This window comes from Herbaspirillum lusitanum (genome assembly GCF_026127345.1).
GTDB classification, from domain to species: domain Bacteria; phylum Pseudomonadota; class Gammaproteobacteria; order Burkholderiales; family Burkholderiaceae_D; genus Herbaspirillum; species Herbaspirillum lusitanum.
Window position 1 is genome coordinate 488,675 of record NZ_QXFG01000005.1, and the last position, 23,737, is coordinate 512,411.

19 protein-coding genes are annotated in these 23,737 nt (G+C 54.3%); 11 read left to right on the forward strand and 8 right to left on the reverse strand.

Features of this window, described 5'->3' with window-relative positions:
* Window positions 1-144: 144 nt before the first annotated feature.
* Complete coding sequence (locus DXT88_RS06455) at window positions 145-1,164, reverse strand: LysR family transcriptional regulator (protein ID WP_265212061.1); 1,020 nt, start codon at window positions 1,162-1,164, stop codon at window positions 145-147.
* Between the two features lie 463 nt (window positions 1,165-1,627).
* Here DXT88_RS06455 and DXT88_RS06460 point away from each other — a divergent pair, with 463 nt between their 5' ends.
* The 5 genes from DXT88_RS06460 to DXT88_RS06480 all read left to right on the forward strand — a co-directional run bounded on the left by DXT88_RS06460 (window position 1,628) and on the right by DXT88_RS06480 (window position 6,177).
* The gene (locus DXT88_RS06460) at window positions 1,628-2,290 is read left to right on the forward strand and encodes a polysaccharide deacetylase family protein (RefSeq protein WP_265212062.1); all 663 of its coding nucleotides are present in this window, start codon (window positions 1,628-1,630) and stop codon (window positions 2,288-2,290) included.
* A gap of 96 nt (window positions 2,291-2,386) precedes the next feature.
* Window positions 2,387-3,229, forward strand: coding sequence for a fumarylacetoacetate hydrolase family protein (locus tag DXT88_RS06465; protein ID WP_265212063.1), 843 nt, complete (start codon window positions 2,387-2,389; stop codon window positions 3,227-3,229).
* 148 nt (window positions 3,230-3,377) lie between these two features.
* On the forward strand, window positions 3,378-4,988 hold the full coding sequence (locus tag DXT88_RS06470) for an MFS transporter (protein ID WP_265212191.1): 1,611 nt from the start codon (window positions 3,378-3,380) through the stop codon (window positions 4,986-4,988).
* A gap of 64 nt (window positions 4,989-5,052) precedes the next feature.
* Window positions 5,053-5,358 (forward strand): DUF1330 domain-containing protein, encoded by a 306-nt coding sequence (locus tag DXT88_RS06475; RefSeq protein WP_265212064.1) that lies wholly within the window; start codon window positions 5,053-5,055, stop codon window positions 5,356-5,358.
* A 96-nt stretch (window positions 5,359-5,454) separates the two neighbouring features.
* The gene (locus tag DXT88_RS06480) at window positions 5,455-6,177 is read left to right on the forward strand and encodes an SDR family oxidoreductase (RefSeq protein ID WP_265212065.1); all 723 of its coding nucleotides are present in this window, start codon (window positions 5,455-5,457) and stop codon (window positions 6,175-6,177) included.
* 758 nt (window positions 6,178-6,935) lie between these two features.
* On the opposite strand, the gene DXT88_RS06485 is transcribed toward DXT88_RS06480, so the two are convergent.
* The 5 genes from DXT88_RS06485 to DXT88_RS06505 form a co-directional block, all read right to left on the reverse strand.
* Window positions 6,936-8,309 (reverse strand): tyrosine-type recombinase/integrase, encoded by a 1,374-nt coding sequence (locus DXT88_RS06485; RefSeq protein WP_265212066.1) that lies wholly within the window; start codon window positions 8,307-8,309, stop codon window positions 6,936-6,938.
* A 296-nt stretch (window positions 8,310-8,605) separates the two neighbouring features.
* Window positions 8,606-8,806: a CopG family transcriptional regulator gene (locus tag DXT88_RS06490; protein ID WP_265212067.1), complete on the reverse strand. Its 201-nt coding sequence runs from the start codon at window positions 8,804-8,806 to the stop codon at window positions 8,606-8,608.
* Between the two features lie 132 nt (window positions 8,807-8,938).
* Window positions 8,939-9,805 (reverse strand): fused MFS/spermidine synthase, encoded by an 867-nt coding sequence (locus DXT88_RS06495; RefSeq protein ID WP_265212068.1) that lies wholly within the window; start codon window positions 9,803-9,805, stop codon window positions 8,939-8,941.
* Between the two features lie 41 nt (window positions 9,806-9,846).
* On the reverse strand, window positions 9,847-10,200 hold the full coding sequence (locus DXT88_RS06500; RefSeq protein WP_083831049.1) for a YkgJ family cysteine cluster protein: 354 nt from the start codon (window positions 10,198-10,200) through the stop codon (window positions 9,847-9,849).
* 56 nt (window positions 10,201-10,256) lie between these two features.
* Window positions 10,257-11,249 carry a fused MFS/spermidine synthase gene (locus DXT88_RS06505; protein ID WP_265212069.1) on the reverse strand — a complete coding sequence of 331 codons (993 nt, stop codon included), beginning with the start codon at window positions 11,247-11,249 and terminating at the stop codon, window positions 10,257-10,259.
* A gap of 791 nt (window positions 11,250-12,040) precedes the next feature.
* Here DXT88_RS06505 and DXT88_RS06510 point away from each other — a divergent pair.
* On the forward strand, window positions 12,041-13,168 hold the full coding sequence (locus DXT88_RS06510; RefSeq protein ID WP_265212070.1) for a porin: 1,128 nt from the start codon (window positions 12,041-12,043) through the stop codon (window positions 13,166-13,168).
* Window positions 13,169-13,549: 381 nt separating this feature from the next.
* Here the strand turns inward: DXT88_RS06510 and DXT88_RS06515 are convergent, their stop codons facing one another.
* Window positions 13,550-15,511 (reverse strand): glucokinase, encoded by a 1,962-nt coding sequence (locus DXT88_RS06515; RefSeq protein ID WP_265212071.1) that lies wholly within the window; start codon window positions 15,509-15,511, stop codon window positions 13,550-13,552.
* A 122-nt stretch (window positions 15,512-15,633) separates the two neighbouring features.
* On the reverse strand, window positions 15,634-17,109 hold the full coding sequence (zwf, locus tag DXT88_RS06520; RefSeq protein ID WP_265212072.1) for a glucose-6-phosphate dehydrogenase: 1,476 nt from the start codon (window positions 17,107-17,109) through the stop codon (window positions 15,634-15,636).
* A gap of 251 nt (window positions 17,110-17,360) precedes the next feature.
* Here zwf and DXT88_RS06525 point away from each other — a divergent pair, with 251 nt between their 5' ends.
* The 5 genes from DXT88_RS06525 (at window position 17,361) to DXT88_RS06545 (ending at window position 23,635) form a co-directional block, all read left to right on the forward strand.
* Window positions 17,361-18,614, forward strand: coding sequence for an ABC transporter substrate-binding protein (locus tag DXT88_RS06525; RefSeq protein ID WP_265212073.1), 1,254 nt, complete (start codon window positions 17,361-17,363; stop codon window positions 18,612-18,614).
* A 175-nt stretch (window positions 18,615-18,789) separates the two neighbouring features.
* A complete protein-coding gene (locus DXT88_RS06530; protein WP_016836580.1) occupies window positions 18,790-19,752 on the forward strand; it encodes a carbohydrate ABC transporter permease in 963 nt (320 codons plus the stop codon).
* Entirely contained in the window at window positions 19,742-20,641 is a 900-nt protein-coding gene (locus DXT88_RS06535) for a carbohydrate ABC transporter permease (protein ID WP_016836581.1), read from the forward strand. Before DXT88_RS06530 ends, DXT88_RS06535 begins: the two co-directional genes overlap by 11 nt.
* 35 nt (window positions 20,642-20,676) lie before the next feature.
* Window positions 20,677-21,828, forward strand: coding sequence for an ABC transporter ATP-binding protein (locus DXT88_RS06540; protein WP_265212074.1), 1,152 nt, complete (start codon window positions 20,677-20,679; stop codon window positions 21,826-21,828).
* 229 nt (window positions 21,829-22,057) lie between these two features.
* The gene (locus tag DXT88_RS06545) at window positions 22,058-23,635 is read left to right on the forward strand and encodes a DUF262 domain-containing protein (RefSeq protein WP_265212075.1); all 1,578 of its coding nucleotides are present in this window, start codon (window positions 22,058-22,060) and stop codon (window positions 23,633-23,635) included.
* Window positions 23,636-23,737 lie beyond the last annotated feature (102 nt).

The following is a 23,737-nucleotide window of genomic DNA, read 5'->3' on the forward strand; positions in this document are numbered from 1 at the left end:
CCGATGATGATGATGAGCCCGATTCATATCTCGGGTATGGCAGTTGTGCCGAGTCGAGATAGCTTTCTTTTGTAGTTGGTAAATGAGCGGACGGATCAATTCATTTCGCAGGTAAAGAAGGCTTGAGGTCTTTTTAGGGGCGCCCTACGCAGGGTGCTCAGATTTTTTGGTGCGCTTCGTGCGTTGTACTTCGACTGCGTTGTGTACTTGAATGCCGAGCGTGATTTGCTCTCGATCAAATTTTTCAAGAGCGACGACGCCATCGGGTAAATTGGCATACACCATATCGTAGATTTCATAGCATCGAGTCGTCCATGGATAGCTAGTCCGCCAGACGAAACCGAGCGTTCTGCCGACATTCGGCGTACCCAATCGCTCCTGAAACCCGCCAGTCCCTGCAATCATCGGAGTGGCGGTGAGAGGAGCGATAACTACGCAATTGCTGCTGCTCAGCAGTGCATGGAGCGTGGCAATGCTGGCAACGTAGGGTACGGTATCGGATTTCCAGCCAATATGGTCCTGCAGACTGACCCGTAGACTGGTTGTTCCTCCGTATGCATAAGTGTCGACGGCGCCACCTTCATCAAGAATGTAGCTGGGAACATCCACTTCGGAGACGTTGTGTCGGACTGGGGCCTTTGCACCCTTGGGTACCTGGCCGCAGACAATGTAAGGCTCCCAGAATAGCGGTAGCCATCGAAGGCCAAGATCCTCGGCCGGCGCCGGGCCGATGATCAAGTCGATTTCGCAGTTCTTGAGTTGCGCAAAGAGATCCGACGCACTACCTTCCCTTACGTCGATCTTCATCTCAGTGAATTTTTCTCGGACGGCCCGTATAGCTGTCTTGAGAAGTGCGGGAGCAGCGCTGGGGACGACTCCCAGTCTAAGGCTTCCCCCGGGAAGTCCACCGGAATCACGCGAAACGCTCTTAATGGCCTGTGCCAGTTCAAGCAAGCCCCTGGCGTATTGAGCGATCTGCAGTCCAATCGGTGTTACATGAACGCCGCTACCGATGCGTTCAAACAGCGGGACCGCCAGTTCGTCCTCCAATTTCTTGATCTGCGCGCTCATCGTCGGCTGAGTCACTTCGCAGTGCTCGGCAGCGCGACTGATGCCCCCATGGTCGATGACAGCCAGTACATAGCGCAGTTGAGTAAGAGTCATGCTCGCTTCATTTCTAAATGGCCAGCACAGATTATTGCATAGATAAAACCCTATGAATATAAAGAAAAATCATGGTGGCCTGGCCGCTGAGGGGCGATCATTGCATAGGCTCGACCCAATGACGTTGTACGTGACGTAGGAATTCCACCATCTGTTCATGGGGGGCGTTGTGGTTGGCGGCTTCCATCACATACCCACTCCACGGTGCGCGCCACAAAGGAGGAGCAGAGCAGGAATATCTCTGAGCACTGCGGGAGGCCGCGCTCAATGTCGGCCAAGCTTTTGTGGTTCTGCTCAGATCTCCATGAGCATCCAGTGTGCCAAGTTAGTCATCAACAGTCGCTTGCAGGTCATTCAGAGGCGCTTTGATGGAGGTTAAGTATATAGCCAATAAACAATTGAATATAATAAATTCATCGTATATTATCTATGTTAGGCGATTTAACCAAAATGGAGAAAAAACATGGGACGACTAACGCTTACTTTTGACAACGGCCCCGAGCCGGAAATGACGTCACACGTCTTGGACGTGCTGAAAAAGCACGACGTACAAACGACTTTCTTTGTCATCGGAAAGAAAATGGCACACCCCGGAGCGCGAGAGGTCTTGGCGCGTGCCCGTGGCGAAGGCCACTGGATTGGGAACCACTCCTTCAACCATCGTGATTCGTTGGGTAATGCGCCTACCGAAAGCTTCTTCGACGATGAAGTGTCACGTACCTTCGATGCCTTAGGTGACCTGGCACACCCGGACCGCTTGTTTCGCCCCTTTTGTAACGCGGGCTTGATCGACCGCCAACTGTTCAAAAAAGAGGACATTCAAAAAATGTCGGCCGCCAAGATCACGTGCGTGCTGTTCAATTCCGTTCCCCGGGATTGGGAGCATGCCGATGCTTGGGTGGGCCGGGCTTTGTCCGAATTGACGACCAAGCCTTGGACGACGATGGTTTTACATGACATCTACGGGTATCCCGATGGCGTCGACGTTCGCGCAATGTTGCAATTGGATCGTTTCATATCCCTGGCGAAAGAAAATGGGCATGAATTTCTTCAAGAGTTCTCTCCCGACTGTGTCCCTATGCGCCGTGGAGAAATCCGCTTCGACATTCAGTCCCTCGCGAACTGAGTTTTGATTGCGGTCGCGCAAGCGTTGCGGGCAAGTGAAGTCAAGTCTCCCAGCGAGCGTGACGCCGAACTTTCTTGAATATTAAGAGGCGAAAACATGAAATTGTTACGTTACGGACAGGTCGGTTCTGAGCAGCCGGGTGTTCTGGATAGATCCGGAAACATCAGATCCCTGTCCTCAGTGATCAACGATCTGGGGCCGGCGACTCTGGGGTCGGTGCAGGCCAAGCTGGCCGGTTTATCTATCGAGAGTCTGCCGCTTTGTCCCCCGGGTACACGTGTGGGCGCGCCCATCGCCAGGCCGGGCAAGATCGTCTGCATCGGACTGAACTACCGAGCGCATGCGGTGGAAGCCGGGATGCCGATTCCGCTGGAGCCCGTGGTCTTCCTGAAGGCGTCGAGCTCACTGTCGGGCCCCTATGACCCCGTGATCCTACCCGTGAACTCCAGCAAATGCGACTGGGAAGTGGAGTTGGGAGTGATTATCGGCCGCAAGGCCAAGCGAGTGTCTCCAGATGCCGCGCTTGACCATGTTTTGGGCTACTGCGTGGTTAACGACGTGAGCGAACGGGCATTCCAACTAGAGCGTGGAGGGCAGTGGACGAAGGGAAAAAGCGCCGACACCTTCTGCCCGGTAGGCCCATATCTCGTGACAACCGACGAAATCGCTAACCCGCAGGCACTGCGTTTGCGATGCGAAGTCTCTGGCCGGGTGGCTCAGGATAGTAGTACCTCGGACATGATTTTCAGTGTAGCTGATGCGATCAGCTATCTGAGCTTTTTCATGACTCTCGAACCTGGCGATCTCATCTGTACAGGCACCCCGCAAGGCGTGGGTCACGGCCACAAGCCGCCGATCTACCTCCAAGACGGCGACGTTATGACCCTGTCGATTGAGGGCTTGGGCGAACAAAGGCAACCCGTGGTGGCGGAACGCTAGTGACAGCGATTCCCGCGCGCCTCGCGGGACTTTAAAAAATTAAAAAAACACACATAAATGATAGGAGACAAAAATGAGCAACGATCAGGTCGTATTGTCGAATACAGACAGCGCAGCCGGCAGGGACTCTCTTGCGACCAAGCGTCCCATGACGCCAGCCGAGAAGCGGGTGATAGCAGCTTCATCGATGGGCACCATTCTCGAGATGTACGATTTTTTCCTAGTCGGCGCGTTGTCGTCCGAGATTGCCAAGCATTTCTTCGCGGGGGTCAATCCTAGCGCTGCCTTCATTCTGTCGCTGCTCGGATTCGCTGCTGGGTTCGTCATGCGACCATTCGGGGGCATGGTGTTCGGCCGCTTCGGCGACATGTTTGGCCGCAAGCGCACCTTCCTGGCGACGATCTTGCTCATGGGCGTGGCCACGTTCGTGATCGGGCTGCTGCCAGGGTACGCATCGATCGGCTTGACGGCGCCAATATTGTTCGTGCTCATGCGGATGTTGCAAGGGCTCGCCATCGGCGGCGAGTTTGGTGGGGCTTTTATCTATGTTGCGGAGCACGGATCGAAGCATGATCGTGGGTTTCGCATATCCTGGGTTGTGTCGACGGGGGCCGGTGGGCTACTGCTGTCGTTGCTGGTTGTTCTGCCACTGCGCTATTTCTTGGGGGACGCTACGTTTTTTGATTGGGGGTGGCGCCTTCCTTTCTTGTTTTCCATCCTGATCCTGCTGGTTTCGCTTTGGATCCGGCTAAAGCTGGACGAGTCCCCCGAGTTCCTGCGTATGAAGGCCGAAGGCGGCATGTCCAAGGCGCCCATCGCTGAGACGCTTGGCGAATGGAAGAACTTGAGACTGATCCTGATCGCTGTGTTTGGCGTGATGATGGGCACGGTCATCATCTTCTATAACGGCCAACTGTACACGATGTTCTTCCTTACGAAACTACTGAAGGTAGATCCCACCACGACGAATATTCTCGTCATTAGTGCGACGTTGCTGACGGCACCGCTCTATCTCGTCTTCGGAAAGCTGACCGATGTAGTGGGGCGTAAGAAGGTTCTTGTCGCGGGCTGTCTGCTGGGCTCCCTGTTCACCATGCCCCTGTTTAAAGGACTGACTCACTACGCCAATCCCGCCCTTGAGAAAGCACAACTCGAAGCGCCCATCGTGGTCAGGGCCCGTCAGGATGAATGCGCCTTCCAGTTCGATCCGACAGGGACTGCCAAATTCACTAGTTCCTGCGACATCGTCACCAGCAGCCTTGCCAAGGCCGGTTTGAACTACAGCAGCCTACCGCTGGAGAGCGGAGAGGTCGCGCAGGTCCATATCGGTAGCGACATCGTGGAAGGCTATCGCGCTTCGGACCCCGATGTTGCAACCAAAGCCAAGCAGTTCAATGCGCAACTGCAGGCGGCCGCGGCCAAGCATGGCTACAATAACGGGATTGCCAGCAAGGACGATATCAATACACCGATGGTGCTTTTGATCTTAATGGCTTTAATTTCCTTTAGCGCCATGGTGTTCACCGCGAGCATTGCGATGCTGGTGGAGATGTTCCCGACTCGAATCCGCTACACAGCGATCTCCATTCCCTACCACCTGTCCTCCGCGGTATTTGGGGGCTTCCTGCCAGCAACCTCCTTTGCCATCGTGGCCGCGACAGGCAATATTTATTCCGGTCTCTGGTATCCCATCCTAGCTTCACTACTGTCTGCGCTAATACTGATCGCATTTGCGAAAGAAACCAAAGGCGCTAGTTGAGCGCACGAACCAGGTGCCCTCGCGTTGACGGCCACCTTCCTACTTTGTCCTAAGGAGTAAATCTATGTCTGCCTATTTCATCGTACGAGGCAATATTCACGATCGTGTTGCCTTTCAGGAGTATGCCAGCCGGTCACCCGGTGTGCTGGCGCGCTTTGGCGGCCGTCACATTGCCCGTGGCGGCAAGAGCATTTCATTCGAGGGAGCGGATGACCGCCCTCATGTGGTCATCGCCGAGTTCCCCGATTTCGAGTCAGCGGAGAAGTGCTATCGGTCCGAAGCTTATCAGGCGCTCATTCCTCTCAGGAGTGGCTGCGCAACGCTCGAATTCACGCTCATTGATGGGATGCCTACGTCACCCAGCACCTAATTCCAGCATGAGCCACCATGGCTCATAGCGCTATAGCTGAAACATTTGATCTACAACTGGTCGACAATCCGGCCCAAATAAACAGGTAAAAACAGTATGACTAAGCGAACATTTTTGATCACGGGAGCCAGTAAAGGCATTGGTCGAGCACTTTCCAACAGGCTAGCAACATCAGGGCATCACGTCGTCGGTATCGCTAGGCGTGCCGATGACGCCACTTTCCGGGGGACTCTCGTTTCGGCGGATCTGGCAGACCGTGAAGCAACGGACAAGGTTTTGCGAGAACTCACTACGAAATTCTCTTTCGATGGTGTGGTGAATAACGTCGGATTTATACGCCTCGGCCGAATTGGTGAAATTGATATCGATCACCTCGAGGAATCATTTCGACGCAACCTGACACCGGCGGTACAGACGGTTCAGGCTGTATTACCTGCGATGCTGGAGAAGAAATGGGGGCGTGTGGTCAACATATCGAGTCTGACGATTCTCGGCGTGGCCGATCGGACGTCATATGCAGGCTCCAAGAGTGCCCTTTCAAGCTTCACCCGTACGTGGGCGCTTGAACTTGCACAACACGGTATTACCGTCAACGCGGTCGCGCCAGGTCCGACTGACACGGAGATGTTCCGCGAGAATACCCCCGCCGGCAGCGACGCGGAGAGTCGCTTTCTCTCAATGATCCCGTTGAAGCGTCTCGGAAAGCCAGACGAAATCGCGGCTTTGATTGCTTTTCTCCTTTCCGAGGATGCAGGCTTCGTCACTGGTCAAACTCTATTCGCGGATGGTGGAGCGTCTATCGGCAAGGCAGCAGCTTAGAAAAAAGAGTGTCCGTCAACATCCAGTTTGTGGTCTTCGTCGGGACGGCGGCCATGGCCGTACTGCAGATCGGCTGCGCTCCGGGCGAACGAAATCACGACCTTTCGTGACGAGAAACTCTAGCGAAGGTGCTGGACGTTGACAGTGGCGCGGAATTGCCACTGTCGACGGGTAACATCCTCCTCAATATCGGGAATGACAAAAAAGGCAAAACTTGCGCAGAGTAGGGAGTACTTATGTGGACCCATGCGTGCTGTTTATTGACCAAAGCCGTTATAGATCGTACGGTGCGTCGACATCTATTACTTGGTATCCAGCTCCGGCTACTTGCGAACCATCAGTCTTAGTAATACTGCGCTCAATGTTTATATTCAACTTCGACCATAAAAACGGTGAGGCTGAGAAACTAATCCTCACTCCTTTACTATCGTCGCCATATCGGAGCCACTGTCCAGATTGTTCAGTTGTTTGCAATGTCCATGAGCTGAAAAAAAATAGACCTGGATCTAATTGAGCATTCCTGAACGGAACTTCAGCCGTATCATCAAGACAATCTGCCCGAGTAAATCGTAAAGTCCGATTTTTAAAATCAGAGGAAGAGTCAAAGCTTTCGTGTAGTGACGAATTCTCATTAGATCCATGCCATTTTCTTCGATGGATGGAATAGTCCTGTCCGACATCTCTAATTGGCCGTTCGCGGTCCGCTATTTACAGCGACTGAGCGTTAAAATCACGGCAGCGTAGCTGAGTTCGAAATTTCATGTTTGCTCTCCTTGAACTCCAGAAGCCAATTCGGGTTGAGAAATTCCACCTTCATTGAGGATCCATTTCTCAATTTTGTCGTGCCATGAGCGTAATAGGTCAAGAGGCCTACGTCGATAATGTTTTTCGGCTAAGGCACTAGGCTTATGTCCCATCAGTTGTGCGGAAATACCGCTGGGCATTTCAATCCATTCGCACAGCGTCCCAAAAGATCGTCTTAGGCCGTGCAACGTCAGATGGGGAAGTGCTGCCTGCTGCAAGGCCTTCTTATGCGACCACGTTGCATCCGCAATTTTTCCGTCCGCAGATGTATCGCTACTGAATACCCATTCCGATGCAGACCAAACTTCTCCACGTTCCGCCATGCGTTTTATCTGACGGGAGCTAGGAGGTATTGCATTTAATTGTTTCAATTGTTCGAGCAGTTGGCAAAGATAAGGTGTCAGAGGAATAGTGCGTCCATTTTTTTCTACTTTGTCGGAAATGGTCAGACTGCGCCACCGAAAATCGACGTCAGTCCATTTGAGGCAGGCAAGCTCTTCTCGACGTGCGCCTGTAATAAGTAGCCCCTGCAAATAGGTGCTGACGATGGGATTAGGGAGATTTCTTACTGCTGCAAACCAAGTAGCTAGTTGCTCCCGTTGAAGGACGTCTCCTTGTTTTGCACTAACGCGTGGTACTGCATCTTTTACGGTTCGACTTTGATAGGTTTTTTCGGGGACTAAGCCCTGAAATTCCGGCATATCCGCTGCCCACCTGATAAATGCTCTGAGTAAGCGAAAAGCAAGCGCCGCCACTGTTGGCCGTTCTTCGGTATGGCGAGATAGCCAGTCGGAAATGTGACTACTCGTGAGTTCGTCTAATCTGTCTGGTCGGAGATCAGCGAGAATTCCTGGTTTTGTAAGGCCCTTCCCGCGCCATTTAGGCTCTCCGCCAATTTGAGCGAGGACAATATGATCTTGATAATGTCGCTCGCTCCATCGAGGACGACGTAATTCAACGTAGCTGTCCCAGGCTTCGCCAAAGGTCATGTTCTTTCTTCGGCTTTCAACCTTTTGAACCTCATATGCCTTTTGCTGGGCGAGTTTTTCATCTCGAGGGTCTTTTCCTTCGTCTAACAGACGCTGGAGCCGCCGAGCTTCCTCTTTAGCCCTATCGATTGGCCATGCACTAGTGGAACCAATCGTGAGGCGAATTGAATTTCCGTGGATCTTTCCCTGAAAAATGAATGATTTGGCGCCCGACGAAGTCGCGCGCAGGCCTAGCCCTGGAGTGGTGATATCCCAAAGGAATGATTGGCTTTTCCCGACTGGACAGGTGTGAGCAGTAATTCGGGCAATCGTGAAATTGATTTTGGATGTCGTCGACATATGAATCCGTGTAACCGCCATGTAAGCGCTATGTAACCAGATTATGGCGTTTTTGATCAATCTGCGTCAACGCTGATACATGTCATTATTTTAATAAGTAATTGATAAATAAGGTTAATATTGTTTTTTGTATGCCCGGATCAATCCCGATAAATGCTCGAGGTAGCGGACTCATAATCCGTTGGTGCCGTGTTCGACTCACGGGGGGGCCACCAAAAAACTCTGAGTAATCAGGAAAAACGCCACTCTGAAGAGTGGCGTTTTTGTTTCTCCGGTTGAAACCAAGTCTGAGCATCTTATACAGGGTTACGCACTTCGCTTTTACCGCCCACATTGCTCTTGGTACTATAGTCAACGCCAAAACGTTCCATGTAATCGCGCATCAATTGTCGAATGACTTGGGATGGGGTCAAATCTTGGCTGAAGCACAGCTCTTCAAATGCCTTTTTCTTGATCGGGTCGACGAGTACCGTCAGTCGAGCGGTTTTATTTTCCATGATAGTCCCTGATGTGAATGATGAAAATTATAATCAAATTATAATAAAAATCTTTGAAAAATTTGATCAGTCGTGCCGCTGATGTGACTTGCCGCATCATTTCGCAACCGAATGGATGCCCGCACTGCTTCACTACTTTTTTGTGTTGTCATTTTCGACCAGCATGAGGGCGCTTAAAGGAATCATCCCTGACATGGCATTGAATTCCGCCTTTGTCTTGCCTTGCCCGGTCTGGAAACGTTCGGCCAACCCCTCGAACCCCAACTTGTAGAGATGATCCAGTACCACGGCCTGTTTCTGCAGGTCTGAGAGGGCCACATCCTGGTTGCCGTGTAATGCGCACACTACGCGATTTAAGCTGGCAGTTGCAGTACTCCACCAGAGTCGCGAGTCAAACGCCGACCAGAGTCGTTCCATCGATGAGGCCAGATCTTCGTCATCGCCCCAAAAATTGGAGACGAGGATGCCATTTTCAGACAGCGCTGCCCGGCAGGCGGTGTAAAAAGCAGTGGTGTTTAATGCTGGCACCAAACCATTTGCGTCGAAACCATCGTGCAAAATGACGTCCACTTTCGCTTCCATTGTTGCAATGTAGTCTTTCGCATCGGTGTGCAGCACCACGAAACGTTCACTGTCGGGGGGAACTGCAAAGTCCTCGCGCAATGCGATCACATCTTCATCAATTTCCAATACGGTGATGTTCGTATCCGGAAACATGCGATGGCAATATTTAGCCAAGGACCCGCCTCCCAAACCGATCATCAATATTGACCTCGGCTGGGGATTGAACAGCAAGAAAATCATCATGCCGCGTGTGTAACTGAGGAGAAGTTCGTCCGGATCACTCAGCCGCATGGCGCTTTGAATGAACCGGGCATCAAAATGCAGTGTACGCATGTCGTCACTGTCAAAAAAAAATGGTTTTCCTTTGCTGGCCAGATAAGCCTCCTCAAATGCACTGGCTTTTTTCTGAAAACTCTTGAGTAATGTATGTTTCATTTTCTTCAACTTCAACGGTAAACAAGGACATGCAATAAAAATCAGACCAGCACTTGGCGCGTCGCGGAAAAAAACTCGTGGATCTTTTTTTCGATGCCAGGTGCAATCATTACTTCCGGTTTGCAGCCATTGGGGCACGCTAACGATGGTGTCGTGCCAAACAGGCGGCAAATAAGTGGGCGGTCATCATAGACCTGGCAGCCATCGTTGCCCAGATGAGGGCAACTCAGATTTTCCAATGCAGTAGCGTGTTCCTTCGTTGTTTTAACCGGTAGCCGTGACATTTCTTCTGGCGAGGTTGTCACGGGGCCGCAACAATCAACGCATCCAGGTTTGCAAACGAAAGTGGGAATATGACGGCGAAAGAATTTTATTTTTTGGATGTTGGTTGTCATGAGTACTTCGCTGTGTTTGGGGCGATTACGAAAACTGATTCAGACCGCTGAAAATATCAGCATGCCGTTTTTCTCATAGGCCGTTGGTGCATCACCGACTCGAGCTGACGTTGCTGCAAGATGCTTTGTAGCACTTGGCATAGATCCACCGTATGCCCGCCAACGATTTCTTTTAAGCGTCTGATAAGCGTCTTATTGGATGTTTGAAGCGCGGTTCCCTTGCAGGCGAAAACAACTTGGTTCATGGAATCGAAAACAGGAATGACGATCACGGCATTGTCGAAACTGCGCCGAATGCGATCCACATACACCTGGCCGACATAGCCAATATCGATCAGATTGACGACCATAATGCCCCCGTCATCAAGCATCTGGTATGCGTTGTCGTAAAAGTCCTGACTGCACAATTGAGCAGGTTGGCCGACACGGTCAAAACCATCGACGATCAACACGTCGTATTTTTCTTTATGTCTTTTGACGAAATCAGCGCCATCCACGCATTGGACGGACAAGCGGTCATCGTCCTGCGGAATCAGAAAATGGTCACGCAAAGCGATTACGTCGCTATTATTTTCGAGCACCGTAATCAACGAGTTGGGAAGATGCTGATGACAGTACTTTGGTAAAGAACCTCCACCGAGCCCGATCATCGCAATTGACACGGGATCTTGATGGAAAAATAGAAATCCCATCATCGTTTGTGTATAGCCGAGTGCCAGGCGAAATGGCGCTTGCATATCCATTTCACTATGTACCGATAGCATATTGAAATGCAAATAAGCCGATTGGCCGTTGGAATAAATGAATGGCTTTCCATCTGCTGATGTGGACATCAGATCATCGAATCGATCGACCACCATCGGTATAAATTCTTCCGAAACAGGCGGATCTGCGTCTTCGAGCAACGCCTGTAGATAAAAACGGACGCGCTTGGGCAACAGCCGCAACGAGCGCGTGGATTTCCCTAGCAAGAAATTATTGGCCGTAATGTCTGCTCGTTTTGACGAATATATTGACGCTTCAGATGGATATTTTTTGTATTTAATCATGACCATTGCATTGTAATGTAAAACAAATATTAGAATAATTATATTGCAATGAAATGCATCTTTTCAGGCTCTTGCTTCCTTAAGCGTGAGGCGATTTTGCAGAGCATCTGAGCCAGTATTGCGCGGTTTAAGCATGTTGTTGCGTGTCAGTCAGCCGGGCGGGGCAAGCTGAGAGAAGGCGTTGTGGGTGGTATGGAAAATGCGCCGGCGGCGTTCATTGGTTTGCCGGAAGGGCGCAATCGGCAAGATGGTAGTGCGCGTGGCGGACTGATTGCCTGGCGTAGCGCAACTCTGTTTTCCCGCTCTCTGTATATAGAAGGCCTGGCAGTTTGCCGGGCCTTGGCTTTTTTGCGCTGTCCGGAGAAGCGCGGGATGGCGTCTTTCATTGCCATCAGGCACCACTCCCTCTTTGTCCCGAAAATCATTCGGTCCGGAAAGATGAAGTTCGCATCAGCAATATATTCAAACTCAAAAATGTAGTTTTAAAACTAACTATAAGTAGCAAAGCTACTTGTAACATTAGTACACATATTCTCCATTTCAGAGGCTATCGAGTGTTGTAATTCGCAATAAATCTATTGAATCTATGTAGTTACGGTAAAAAACCGTGGAAATTAATTTTTTAATGTGTAGAATTAAATAAAATTTTTAGTAAAACTACATGAAATGTAGAGAGGCAAAAAGAAGCGTAGCCGTCACATGGGTGCGTGGAAATAATGCCCATAAAAAAGAATTCGAGTGCAATGCTCGAAAAATAGTGGAAGTCCCCACAAGCATATTTAGGAGATGAAATGAAAAAAGCATCAAAGGTCGCATTCATTGCGAAGCCGCTCGCTATTGCTGCCGTCATGGCCGGCGCATGCGCAAGCGCTCAGGCTCAGACTAACGTCACCATCTACGGTCGTATCGACGCTGGCATCAATTACCAAAGCAACTTCACTCAACGCGATTCCACCGGCGCAGTCGTTGCGCGCGGCGGCAAATGGGGTGTTGACGGTAACGAATGGGGCACCAGCATGTTCGGCTTCAAGGGTAATGAAGATCTGGGCGGCGGTCTGAAGGCGATCTTCACACTGGAAAGCGGTTTTGACGCTTCCAATGGTCAAGTCAACGGCGGTTCGGGTCTGTGGACACGTCGTTCCTTCGTCGGCCTGAGTGGTTCGGCCGGTACCCTGAAGGTTGGTAAAGACCTGGCGATCCAAAGCGATCCGATCTGGGCGCTGGACCCGACCGGCCAACAAGCGCTGAGTACAGCGACGCTGGTCAAGGAACGCAACTGGCCGCAAACCAACAACATGGTCAGCTATGAATCGCCAAGCTTCGGCGGCTTCACGGCAACCGTGATGCACGGCTTCGGCGAAGCTGCAGGTTCGTTCACCAAGGGTGTGACGCCGACAACCGGTCCGACCAATATCAACAACGGCAGCCGTGACGGTATCTCGCTGGCTTACGTGCAACCGACCTACGAACTGCGCGCCATCTATGACGTGCAACGCGACACCAACGGCCAGTTCTCGACATTGTTCGCCTCCTCCAAAGAGCTGACACTGGGCGGCACCGTGACCATCGACAAACTGAAGCTGTTTGCCGGTTACGAAAACCTGCGTGCGCCTTCGGCAGCAGCAGGTTCGCCTGATCGCGCCAACCATTACTGGCTGGGTGCAAACTACCAGATCACACCGGCTCTGACGCTGATCGGTGCGGCTTACCACGTCAACGTCAACGGCGGCGTGGGTAGCGCCAACCTGTTCGTCCTCGGCGGCAACTACAGCCTGTCCAAGCGCACACTGTTGTACGCAACCGTCGGCACAATCCGCAACAGCTCGACTTCGGACTTCTCAGTCGAGTACGGCACCAACGGTGGCGCCGTGGGTCAGAACATGAATGCGCTGTACTTCGGTATCAGCCACTCGTTCTGATGCAAGACAAGCCCGGGGTCGTGTGATCCCGGCACCGTCCTCGCGGGCGTGATTCCATCGTTAATAGTCGCGATGGAATCATCCCGCGCAGGTCTGCAGCAAACGTGCTGTACTTTAGTCGGGCGGCACACGTAACGCAGAGTAATCGTAGGTGTAGTGACATCCTGAGGAACTCCCCCTCTTGGCCCGTTCGATGTTGAACGGGCTTTTTTATTGTCTGCGCGGATGGCGCTTCAGAATCCATCCGGCGGCGCCAAGAAGAGCAAGAAAGAAGCAAAGAACGCGACAAAGAAAAACCGGCAAGCCTTGCAGGCCTTGCCGGTTTATTTTTATGTGGAGGGCCGGCGCCGCACAGGCAGCCCGCCTTCCTGTCTCCGCCGCTTACTTGGTATGTGAGATCAGATTGGGTTTGTTGCCCTCGTCGCCGTGCTTTTCCACCGGATGATCGTCGGCTGCCGAGACCTTGTCGCCGAGGACGTCGTGCGTCGACGCGATGTGGGCCAGGATGCCGCGCTTGGCCTGGCGCTGCAGCTCCGCGAACGGGCTCGAGCGGTTCAGCGACACGCCTACCGCCAGCACGTCCACCAGCAACAGCAGCAGGATGCGCGACACCATCGGGATGTGCATCATGCTGCCTTCATCGTGCTCGACCGCCAGCGTGTAGTCGGCGCGCTTGGCCAGTTGCGAATTGCTCGGCGCCAGCGCGATGATGGTGGCGCCGGAGTTCACTGCAACTTCGACCGTGGTGGCCAGATGGCGCAGGCGGCCCGAGTTGGAGATGATGACCGCGACGTCGGTGTTCTTCAGCAGCGAGGCCGAGACTTCCTGCAATTGCGGATCGGTGTAGGCGGTCGACGGGATGCCGAGGCGGAAGAATTTCTGTTGCGCGTCTTCCGCCACCAGGCCGCAGCTGCCGAAGCCGTAGAACTCCACGCGCGTGGCATGGCTCAGCACTTCGATGACCTTGCTCAGCGTGTCCGCGTTGAGGCTGTCGCGCACTTCCATCATGGCGGCGATGGTGTTGTCGACCACCTTCACGCCGACGTCGAGCGCCGAGTCGCCGATATGCACCTGGCTGTGCGCGACCGGCACGGTGCCGGTGACGCCCGAGGCGAGTTTCAGTTTGAAATCGGCCAGGCCCTGGCAGCCCATGGTGCGGCAGAAGCGGATCACGGTCGGCTGGCTGACGTTGGCGCGGCGGGCGATTTCCGAAATCGGCTCGCTCATGACCGCACGCGGATGCGCCAGGATCAAGCCGGCCACGCGTTCTTCGGCCGGCGAGAATTGCGAGCGCGCCTTGCGGATGCGTTCCAGGAAAGGCACGGCATTGCCGCCGCCCAGGCGTTCGGCCAGGATCGCGGCGACGCCGACAAAAGCCGGGTAGGGCGCGGTGATGACGTAGGTCGGGATCTTTTGCATGTAGGCGTCGAAACGCCCCTTGCTTTCAAAGCGCGCGCGGAAGGCCGAACGTGCGAAGTAGTCGCCCAGATGCGGCACCACGCCGCCGCCGATGTAGATGCCGCCCAGCGTGCCGAGCGTGACCGCGACATTGGAAGCCAGCGTGCCGAGCATGCCGCAGAAGACGTCGACCACTTCCAGGCACAGCGCATCTTTCTGATTCAGCGCGCGGTCGACGATTTGCGGCGCCGTCAGTTCTTCGGCGTTCCTGATCTTGTTGATCTCGCACAAGGCGTTGTAAATCATTTCCAGACCGGGGCCGGAGATCAGGCGTTCGGCCGAGACGTGCTTGTAGGTGCGCCAGCAATATTGCAGGATTGCCGCTTCCTTTTCGTCGGCCGGCGAGAACGACACGTGGCCGCCCTCGCTGCCCAGCGCGATCCAGCGGCCTTCGCTCGGGATCAGGCCGCCCACGCCGAGACCGGTGCCGGCGCCGACCAGGCCGATCACGCCGCCTTCGAGTCCCTGGCCGCCGCCGATCTGCACGCAATGCGATTGCTCCAGATGCGGCAACGCCATCGACAGCGCGGTGAAATCGTTGACCACCAGCAGCGTATCGAGACCGAGCAGCTTGCGCGTCTCTTCAATCGAAAACGCCCAATGGTGATTGGTCATCTTGATCTGGTCGCCCTGCACCGGATTGGCGATCGCGATGGCGGCATGGTGGATGGCGGGGTGTTCGTTGGTTTCCAGGTAAGCCTTGGCCGCCTGCGAAAACTCCGCATAGTCGGCGCAACGCAAGGTCTGGATCGTATCTATCTGTCCGGGAGCACGTTCCAGCGCGAAGCGCGCATTGGTGCCGCCGATGTCTGCCAACAAACGCGGACCATCCATGAAGGTGTTCGACGCGTTGTAGCTGCCATGTATAAGCGATGCTGAAGACATGTAGTAAAACTTTCCGAAAAAAAACTGTTATGCGTATCGGTGAGGCTGTGCGCGGGCGTACTCTGCGATGCTTTTATTTTTGGTGGGCGTATATTAGCTCGCTTTGCGCAAATCCGTGGCCGTCACCGGTCTTCTGGCCAGTGCGCGCCGGCGCGCGACATCATCGCCGACGATGCACTGGGTCCCCAACTTCCGGCAAGATAAGATTTCGGCAACGCAGCAGTGCTCTGCCAATGGTTCAACAACGGTTCAACCCAGCGCCATGCCGCTTCCTGCTCATCGCGCCGTACGAACAGCGCGAGGTTGCCGCGAATCACATCCAGCAACAGCCGCTCGTAAGCATCTGCTCGTTTTTGTTTAAAGGCCTGGTCGAAGGCCAGATCCAGCGCTACCGGCTGGATCGTCATGCTGTCGCCGGGTTGCTTGGCGAAACAGTGCAACTGTATCGACTCCTCCGGCTGCAGGCGGATCACCAGCCGGTTGCTGTTTTCCACGCCTTGCGGCATCGGCAGGATTGCATGCGGGATCGGTTTGAAGGTGATCACGATCTCCGCCGTGCGTTCCGCCAGACGCTTGCCGGTGCGCAGGAAAAACGGCACGCCGGCCCAGCGCCAGTTATTGATCTCCGCGTGCAGCGCGATGAAGCTCTCGGTCTTCGACTGCGGCGCAATGCCGGCTTCCTGGTGATAACCGCCGACCGCCTGGCCGCGCACCGCGCCGGCGGCGTACTGGCCGCGCACGGCGCGGGATTCCAGGTCGTCGCGGCTGAACGGTTTCAGGGCGCGCAGCACGCGTACTTTTTCGTCCCGTATAGCATTGGCATCAAGCGAAGTCGGAGGTTCCATCGCCACCATGCACAGCAGCTGCAGCAAATGGTTCTGGACCATGTCGCGCAAGGCGCCGGTGCCGTCGTAGAACTCGCCGCGGCCTTCCACGCCGAGCTGCTCGGCAATGGTCAGTTGCACGTGCTCGATCGACTCGCGCCGCCACAGCGGTTCGAACAGGCTGTTGGCAAAGCGTAAAGCCAGCAAGTTCTGAACCGACTCCTTGCCCAGGTAGTGGTCGATGCGATAGATCTGGTCTTCGGCGAACACGCGCGCCACGGCGTCGTTGATCGCGCGCGAGGACTGCAGGTCGTGGCCGAGGGGCTTTTCCAGCACCACGCGGGCGTTGTCCAGCGCAATGCTGCTGGCGGCCAGGTGATTGCAGATCGGTTCAAACAGCTTCGGCGAAGTCGCCAGGTAATACACCGTGACGGCCTGGTTGTTCAGTTGCTCGCCAAGCAACGCGTAGTCGGCGGCGCTGGTCGCGTCCAGCACTACATAGGTAATGCGGCGCAGAAAACTTTGCCATTTGTCGGCGTTCTGATTGGCAATGCCTTCACTGACGTACAGGCCGGATTGCGTATGAACCCAGTCAAGATACGACTCCTGATTCAACTCCTGTTTGGCCACGCAGATGATGCGCCCATCTTGATGCAATTTGCCGTCAAGATGCGCGGAGAACAATGCAGGAAGGATCTTCCGCATCGCCAGGTCGCCTGTCGCTCCAAACAGGACGAAATTGAACAAGCACGCTTCTTCTTGAATGACTTGCATGAGATTTCTATGTAATTAAACAAAACTTATATTGCAATGTTACTGTAGCATTACTACAATTACAAGCGAGCGACGGGAGTTCGTCCTAATAATTAAATTTATTAAGGCAATTTTTGTAGTTTTACTAAAATGAAGTAGAAAAGAGTGCTCTGAAGCACCCGCCGTACCAACAGCAAGTTCTCTTCCCCGGGGAACCCAGACCTTGCCGCGGTGCAAGCCGACGGCAATTTTTAAAACACAGGAGATAAAAAATGATGTTGAAGCACGCCATTAAAAAAAGTCTGATCGCCACCACCCTGATCGCAGCTTCCACCGTAGCGTATGCCGCGGAAGTGGAGGTGCTGCATTACTGGACCTCCGGCGGTGAAGCAAAATCGGTTGCCGAACTCAAAAAAATCATGGAAGCCAAGGGCGTGACCTGGAAAGACTTCGCGGTCGCCGGCGGCGCTGGCGAGAACGCAACCACCGCCCTGAAGGCGCGTGTCATCGCCGGCAGCCCTCCGACAGCCGCCCAGATCAAGGGTCCTGCAATCCAGGAATGGGGCCAGGAAGGCGTGTTGGCCAATATCGATTCCGCCGCAACCGCCGGCAAGTGGGATTCCCTGCTGCCGAAGTCGGTCTCCAGCGTGATGAAATACCAAGGCCACTACGTCGCCGCACCGGTCAACGTGCACCGCGTCAACTGGCTGTGGATCAACCCTGAAGTGCTGAAGAAAGCCGGCGCCAAGACCCCGACCAACTGGGATGAATTCTTCGACGCTGCAGAAAAGATCAAGAAGGCCGGCTTCGTCGCCGTTGCCCATGGCGGCCAGCCATGGCAGGACGCCACCGTGTTTGAAACCGTCGCCCTGGGCGTCGGCGGCGCCGACTTCTATCAGAAGGCGCTGGTGAAACTGGACCAGACAGCCCTGACCAGCGCCAACATGGTCAAGACCTTCGACACACTGGGCAAGATCAAGACCTACATCGACAAGGATTCCGCAGGCCGCGACTGGAACCTGGCGACCGCCATGGTCATCAACGGCAAGGCCGGCATGCAATTCATGGGCGACTGGGCCAAGGGCGAATTCACCACCGCCGGCAAGCAACCAGGCAAGGACTATCTGTGCGTGGCAGCACCGGGCACCGACAAGTCCTACACCTTCAACATCGACTCGATCGCCATGTTCAAGGTCAAGAATCCTGATTCGCAAAAGGCGCAACTGACCTTGGCAACCGCCATCATGAGCCCGGAATTCCAGGAAGTCTTCAACCTGAACAAGGGTTCGATTCCGGTCCGTCCTGATATCCCACGCGGCAAGTTCGACAGCTGCGCCACCAAGTCGATGGACGACTTCGCGACATCAAGCAAAGCCAACACCCTGGAGCCAAGCATGGCCCACGGCATGGCCGTCAGCTCGGCAGCGCAAGGCGCGATGTTCGACGTGATTGCCAAGTTCATGAACTCCAACATGACTTCGCAAGCCGCCGTGCAAGCCCTGGCCAAAGCAGCCAAGACTCAGTAAGCAATAAGACGTAAATCAAAAGCAGTGTAATAAGGCCTGTTCCGCAGCACGCTCCGGCGTGCTTGCGAACAGGGTATTTACGGGGCGGGCGCAGCGGTCGGGCGCCCATCGTCGTGAAAGGCCGGCAAGATTATCCGGCCGGTTTCGCGATATTCCCCGGGTTCAGGAGACATGCATGTCCAACTCAACAGTTTCCCTGTCGTCGACTAGTTCGAGCGCTGCCGGCAAGCCCGCGCGTAGAAATGGCCGCAGTGGAAAATTCGCCGCGCTGGCCGACAACTGGCTGCCGCGCCTGGTCTTATCACCGACCATCATTTTCTCGCTGGTCTTTGTCTACGGCTTCATCGCGCTCACCGGCTATCTGTCGCTGACCAATTCGCGCCTGATGCCCAACTACACCTTCGCCGGCTTCGATCAATACACCCGACTGTTCGCGCTCGACCGCTGGTGGACTGCCGCCAGCAACCTGGGCATCTTCGGCGGCCTGTTCATCCTGCTGTGCCTGGGAATCGGCCTGTTCATGGCGATCCTGCTGGACCAGAAGATCCGTGCCGAAGGCGCACTGCGCGCCGTCTACCTGTATCCGATGGCGCTGTCCTTCATCGTCACCGGCGCCGCCTGGAAATGGATTCTCAATCCCGGCCTCGGCCTGGAAAAAATGATGCATGACTGGGGCTTCGCCAACTTCAGCTTCGACTGGCTGGTCAACTCCGACATGGCGATCTACACCGTCGTCATCGCCGGCGTGTGGCAGTCGTCGGGGTTTGTGATGGCGCTGTTCCTGGCCGGCCTGCGCGGCATCGACGACGCCATCATCAAGGCGGCGATGGTCGACGGCGCCAGCTTGCCGACCATCTATCGCCGCATCGTCATCCCGGCGCTGCGCCCGGTGTTCTTCAGCGTGCTGCTGGTGCTCGGCCACATCGCGATCAAGAGCTTCGACCTGGTGATGGCATTGACCGCAGGCGGACCCGGCACCTCGTCGGACTTGCCGGCGATCTTCATGTATCAGTTCTCCTTCACGCGCGGACAGCTCGGCCTCGGCGCCGCTTCCGCCGTGATGATGTTGGCGACCGTGCTGGCCGTGCTGGTGCCTTTGATGTATCTGGAAACGAAAGGAACCCGCAATGGCCGTTGATACTTTTGCTCCCAAGGGCAATCCCAACCAGGAGCGTCAGCCGCTGACCATCGGCCGCGTGCTGATCTATGTCTTGCTGGTGCTGGTGGCGTTGTACTACCTCGCGCCGCTGTACGTGATGATCACCACCTCGCTGAAGTCGCTCGACGAAATCCGCACCAGCAATCTGCTGGCGCTGCCGATGGCGCCGACCACCGCCGCCTGGGGCAAAGCCTGGGACAGCGCCTGCACCGGCGTCGACTGCGGCGGCCTCGCGCCGTTCTTCTGGAACTCGATCAAGATGACCATCCCGGCCGTGCTGATCTCCACCCTGATCGGCTCGCTCAACGGCTACGTGCTGGCGCACTGGCGCTTCCGTGGATCGGAGGCGCTGTTCGCCGGACTGATGGTCGGCTGCTTCATCCCGTTCCAGGTAGTGATCCTGCCGATGGCGCGTCTGCTGGGCATGTTCGACTTGGCCAACACGACGCCGGGCCTGATCTTCGTCCACATCGTCTACGGCATCGCGTTCACCACGCTGTTCTTCCGCAATTACTACGTCACCGTGCCGGAAGAACTGGTCAAGGCGGCGCGCATCGACGGCGCAGGATTCTTCCTGACCTACCGCAAGATCATCTTCCCGCTGTCGCTGCCGATTTTCATGGTGTGCTTCATCTGGCAGTTCACGCAGATCTGGAACGACTTCCTGTTCGGCGTGGTGTTCGGCGGCTCGGATGCAAAACCGGTGACCGTGGCGCTCAACAACCTGGTCAACACCTCGACCGGCGTGACCGAGTACAACGTCAACATGGCCGCGGCGATCATCGCGGCATTACCGACCTTGCTGGTGTATATCCTCGCAGGTAAATACTTTGTCCGCGGCCTGACAGCAGGCGCCGTCAAGGGTTAAGCAGTTCAAGACAAGAATTCATGGAGAAGTAGAGAATGGCAAGCTTATCAATTCGCAATGTACGCAAGGTCTACCCGAACGGTAACGAAGTCCTCAAGGGCATCGACCTCGAAATCGAAGACGGCCAGTTCCTGATCCTGGTCGGCGGCTCCGGCTGCGGCAAGTCGACGCTGCTCAACATGATCGCCGGACTGGAAAGCGTGTCCGAAGGCGAGATCATGATCGGCGACCGCGTCGTCAACAACGTCGCCCCGAAAGAGCGCGACATCGCCATGGTGTTCCAGTCGTACGCGCTGTACCCGACCATGACCGTGCGCGAAAACATTTCCTTCGGCCTCGGCATCCGCAAGATACCCAAAGCCGAACAAAAGGAAATCGTCGAGCGCGTCGCCAACATCCTGCAGATCACCCATCTGCTGGATCGCAAGCCTGCCCTGTTGTCCGGTGGCCAGCGCCAGCGTGTAGCGATGGGCCGCGCGATCGCACGCGATCCGTCGCTGTTCCTGTTCGACGAACCGCTGTCGAACCTGGACGCCAAGCTGCGCGTCGAAATGCGCGCCGAAATCAAGCGCATGCACCAGCGCCTGGGCAGCACCATCGTCTACGTCACGCACGACCAGATCGAAGCGATGACCCTGGGCGACCGCATCGCCGTCATGAAGGACGGCGTGGTCCAGCAGTTCGGCAGTCCGCAAGAGATCTATGACTCGCCGAGCAACCTGTTCGTGGCCGGCTTCATCGGCTCGCCGTCGATGAACTTCCTGCGCGGCAAGCTCACCACCGACGGCTCCGCCCCGGCATTCGAACTCGACCACGGCGGCCGCAAGACCTTGCTGACCCTGCCGCTGAACGGCCACACCGATGCAGTAGCAAAATGGGTAGGCCGCGACATCGTCCTCGGCATCCGTCCTGAACACGTCACCGACGCCATGAGCGCCCATAACGGTAAAGCGGGCGATCCGCTCAGCACCACCGGCAGCTACCGTCCGACCGAAGTTGATTGCGTTATCGAACTGACCGAGCCGACCGGCCCGGATACCTTGGTGGTGGCGCGTTTCAATGATGCGCCGGTGACATGCCGCACGCATCCGCGCGCAGGCGCTTTGCCGAATGAGCCGCTGAAACTGGCGTTCGATCTGACCAAGGCGCTGTTGTTTGATCCGGCTTCGGAGCAGCGGATTGCCTGAAGTGTTGGGTAGATAAAAGAAGCCCCGCGACAGTGATGTTGCGGGGCTTTTTTTCAAGCGAAATATCGATGATCGCAGCTAATGCTAGTCAAATTTTCTTCAGCAAGATTTTTTTGATACAGTTGCGATTCAGTCCGTAGATAAAGTCAGCTATCAGCCAGAATCTGTCTGATGAATTCGCTGTTAGGCATTAGGCGGGCTATGCATCAAATTCAAAATAAAGGGGAGTATGGAAAATTTAACGATAAGAGAGATCCTAGATTCCGTTTACCGTGGCCAGATTCGAATCCCGGCTTTCCAGCGTGGATTCGTATGGGAGCCAGACAGAGTAGCTTTTCTGATCGACAGTATTTACAAAGGGTATCCGTTCGGCGCATTGCTTTTTTGGCGTACCAACGAACAGCTCAGAACTGAGAACAAATTGGGGCCGTTTGATTTGCCGGAGCCGCAGGCAGATTTCCCCATAGACTATGTATTGGATGGTCAGCAGCGTGTCACATCTATATTCGGTGTGTTCCAAACAGAGCTTCAGGGAGAATCCGATACTTGGAAGGACGTCTATTTCGATTATCGTCTTATTGCTGACGTTCAGGAAACTCAGTTTTTTGCGTTGTCAGCGGAAGAGGTCGATCCTAGCCGTCATTTTCCTCTGAAGGCAATTTTCAACACAACTGAGTACCGTCGATTGACACGACCGATGTCGGACGAATTAGCGCTACAGATTGATGCGCTACAGACCGTATTTAGAGAAGCTCGAATACCTGTTCAGACCTTCCGCACCGATGAGAAAGAAAAAGTGGCAATTATCTTTGAGCGAATCAATCGCCAAGGAATTCCGCTTGATACGTTGCAACTGTTATCAGCATGGACGTGGAGCGAAGATTTTCAGCTGCAAGTCGAATTTGAAGAGCTTATCTCTGAACTTTCAGATTATGGATTTACCGGTTTATCAAACGATATTAGTCTGCTCCTTCGTTGTTCTGCTGCCATACTCACCGGCTCGTCCCGTCCTGAGAGCTTAGTTAGATTAAATGGTGCGGCTGTACGGGAAAGATTTGGGGAGGTTGTAAATGGAATTCGTGGTGCGTTAGACTTTTTGGATGGGGCATTGAACCTTCCGTCTATTGAAAATTTACCCTATGAAAATTCTTTAATTCCGCTCGCAGTTTTCTTTGCCAGCACTGGTAACGGGGAAGTGAGCATTAGCAATACCCAGCGGGAGACCTTGGTTCATTGGTTTTGGCGGTCAGCGTTTTCGGGGCGTTATAGCGCTGGTGTATTAAGACATCTTGATTCTGACATTCAAGAGGCACAACTTCTTCGTCGCGGAGAACCTTCGCGTTTGGCGCAAATTCCGGTTCATATTTCGGAGAGTTTTTTTCTTGATAACAGGTTCCTCGTTAGCTCAGTAAATACCAAGACGTTTATTGCTCTTTTAGCTCAATTAGGTCCCTTGAATTTTGTCAGTGGTGCCCCTATAGACTTACGTCAGAAGTTACAGCATTACAATCGAAAGGAATTCCATCATCTAATGCCAAAGGCATTTTTGACAGATAGCCGGCAAACGCAGTTTCATGAAAATATCTTGGCCAATTTCTGTTTCATCGCCCGAACAGATAATCGCCAATTAGGTGGCGGCGCGCCGAGTATTTACCGTCAACGCATGGCTGGCAATGTAACTGAAATTCTTCAGTCTCAATTGTGTCCTAATGCATTGTTTGATGACAATTACGCATCCTTTGTCCAAAATCGGGCGGCCTTATTAGCGAATAAGGCTATTGAACTTTGTGGATTGGTTACCGATTAGCACATGTCAAAAGGCCCGTGTGGAGTATTCCTTTGGCGCCGTTTATAGATGGTCGTGAAGATTGGTCGCATGCGACTAAACTGAAAATCGCAAAGAGGAATT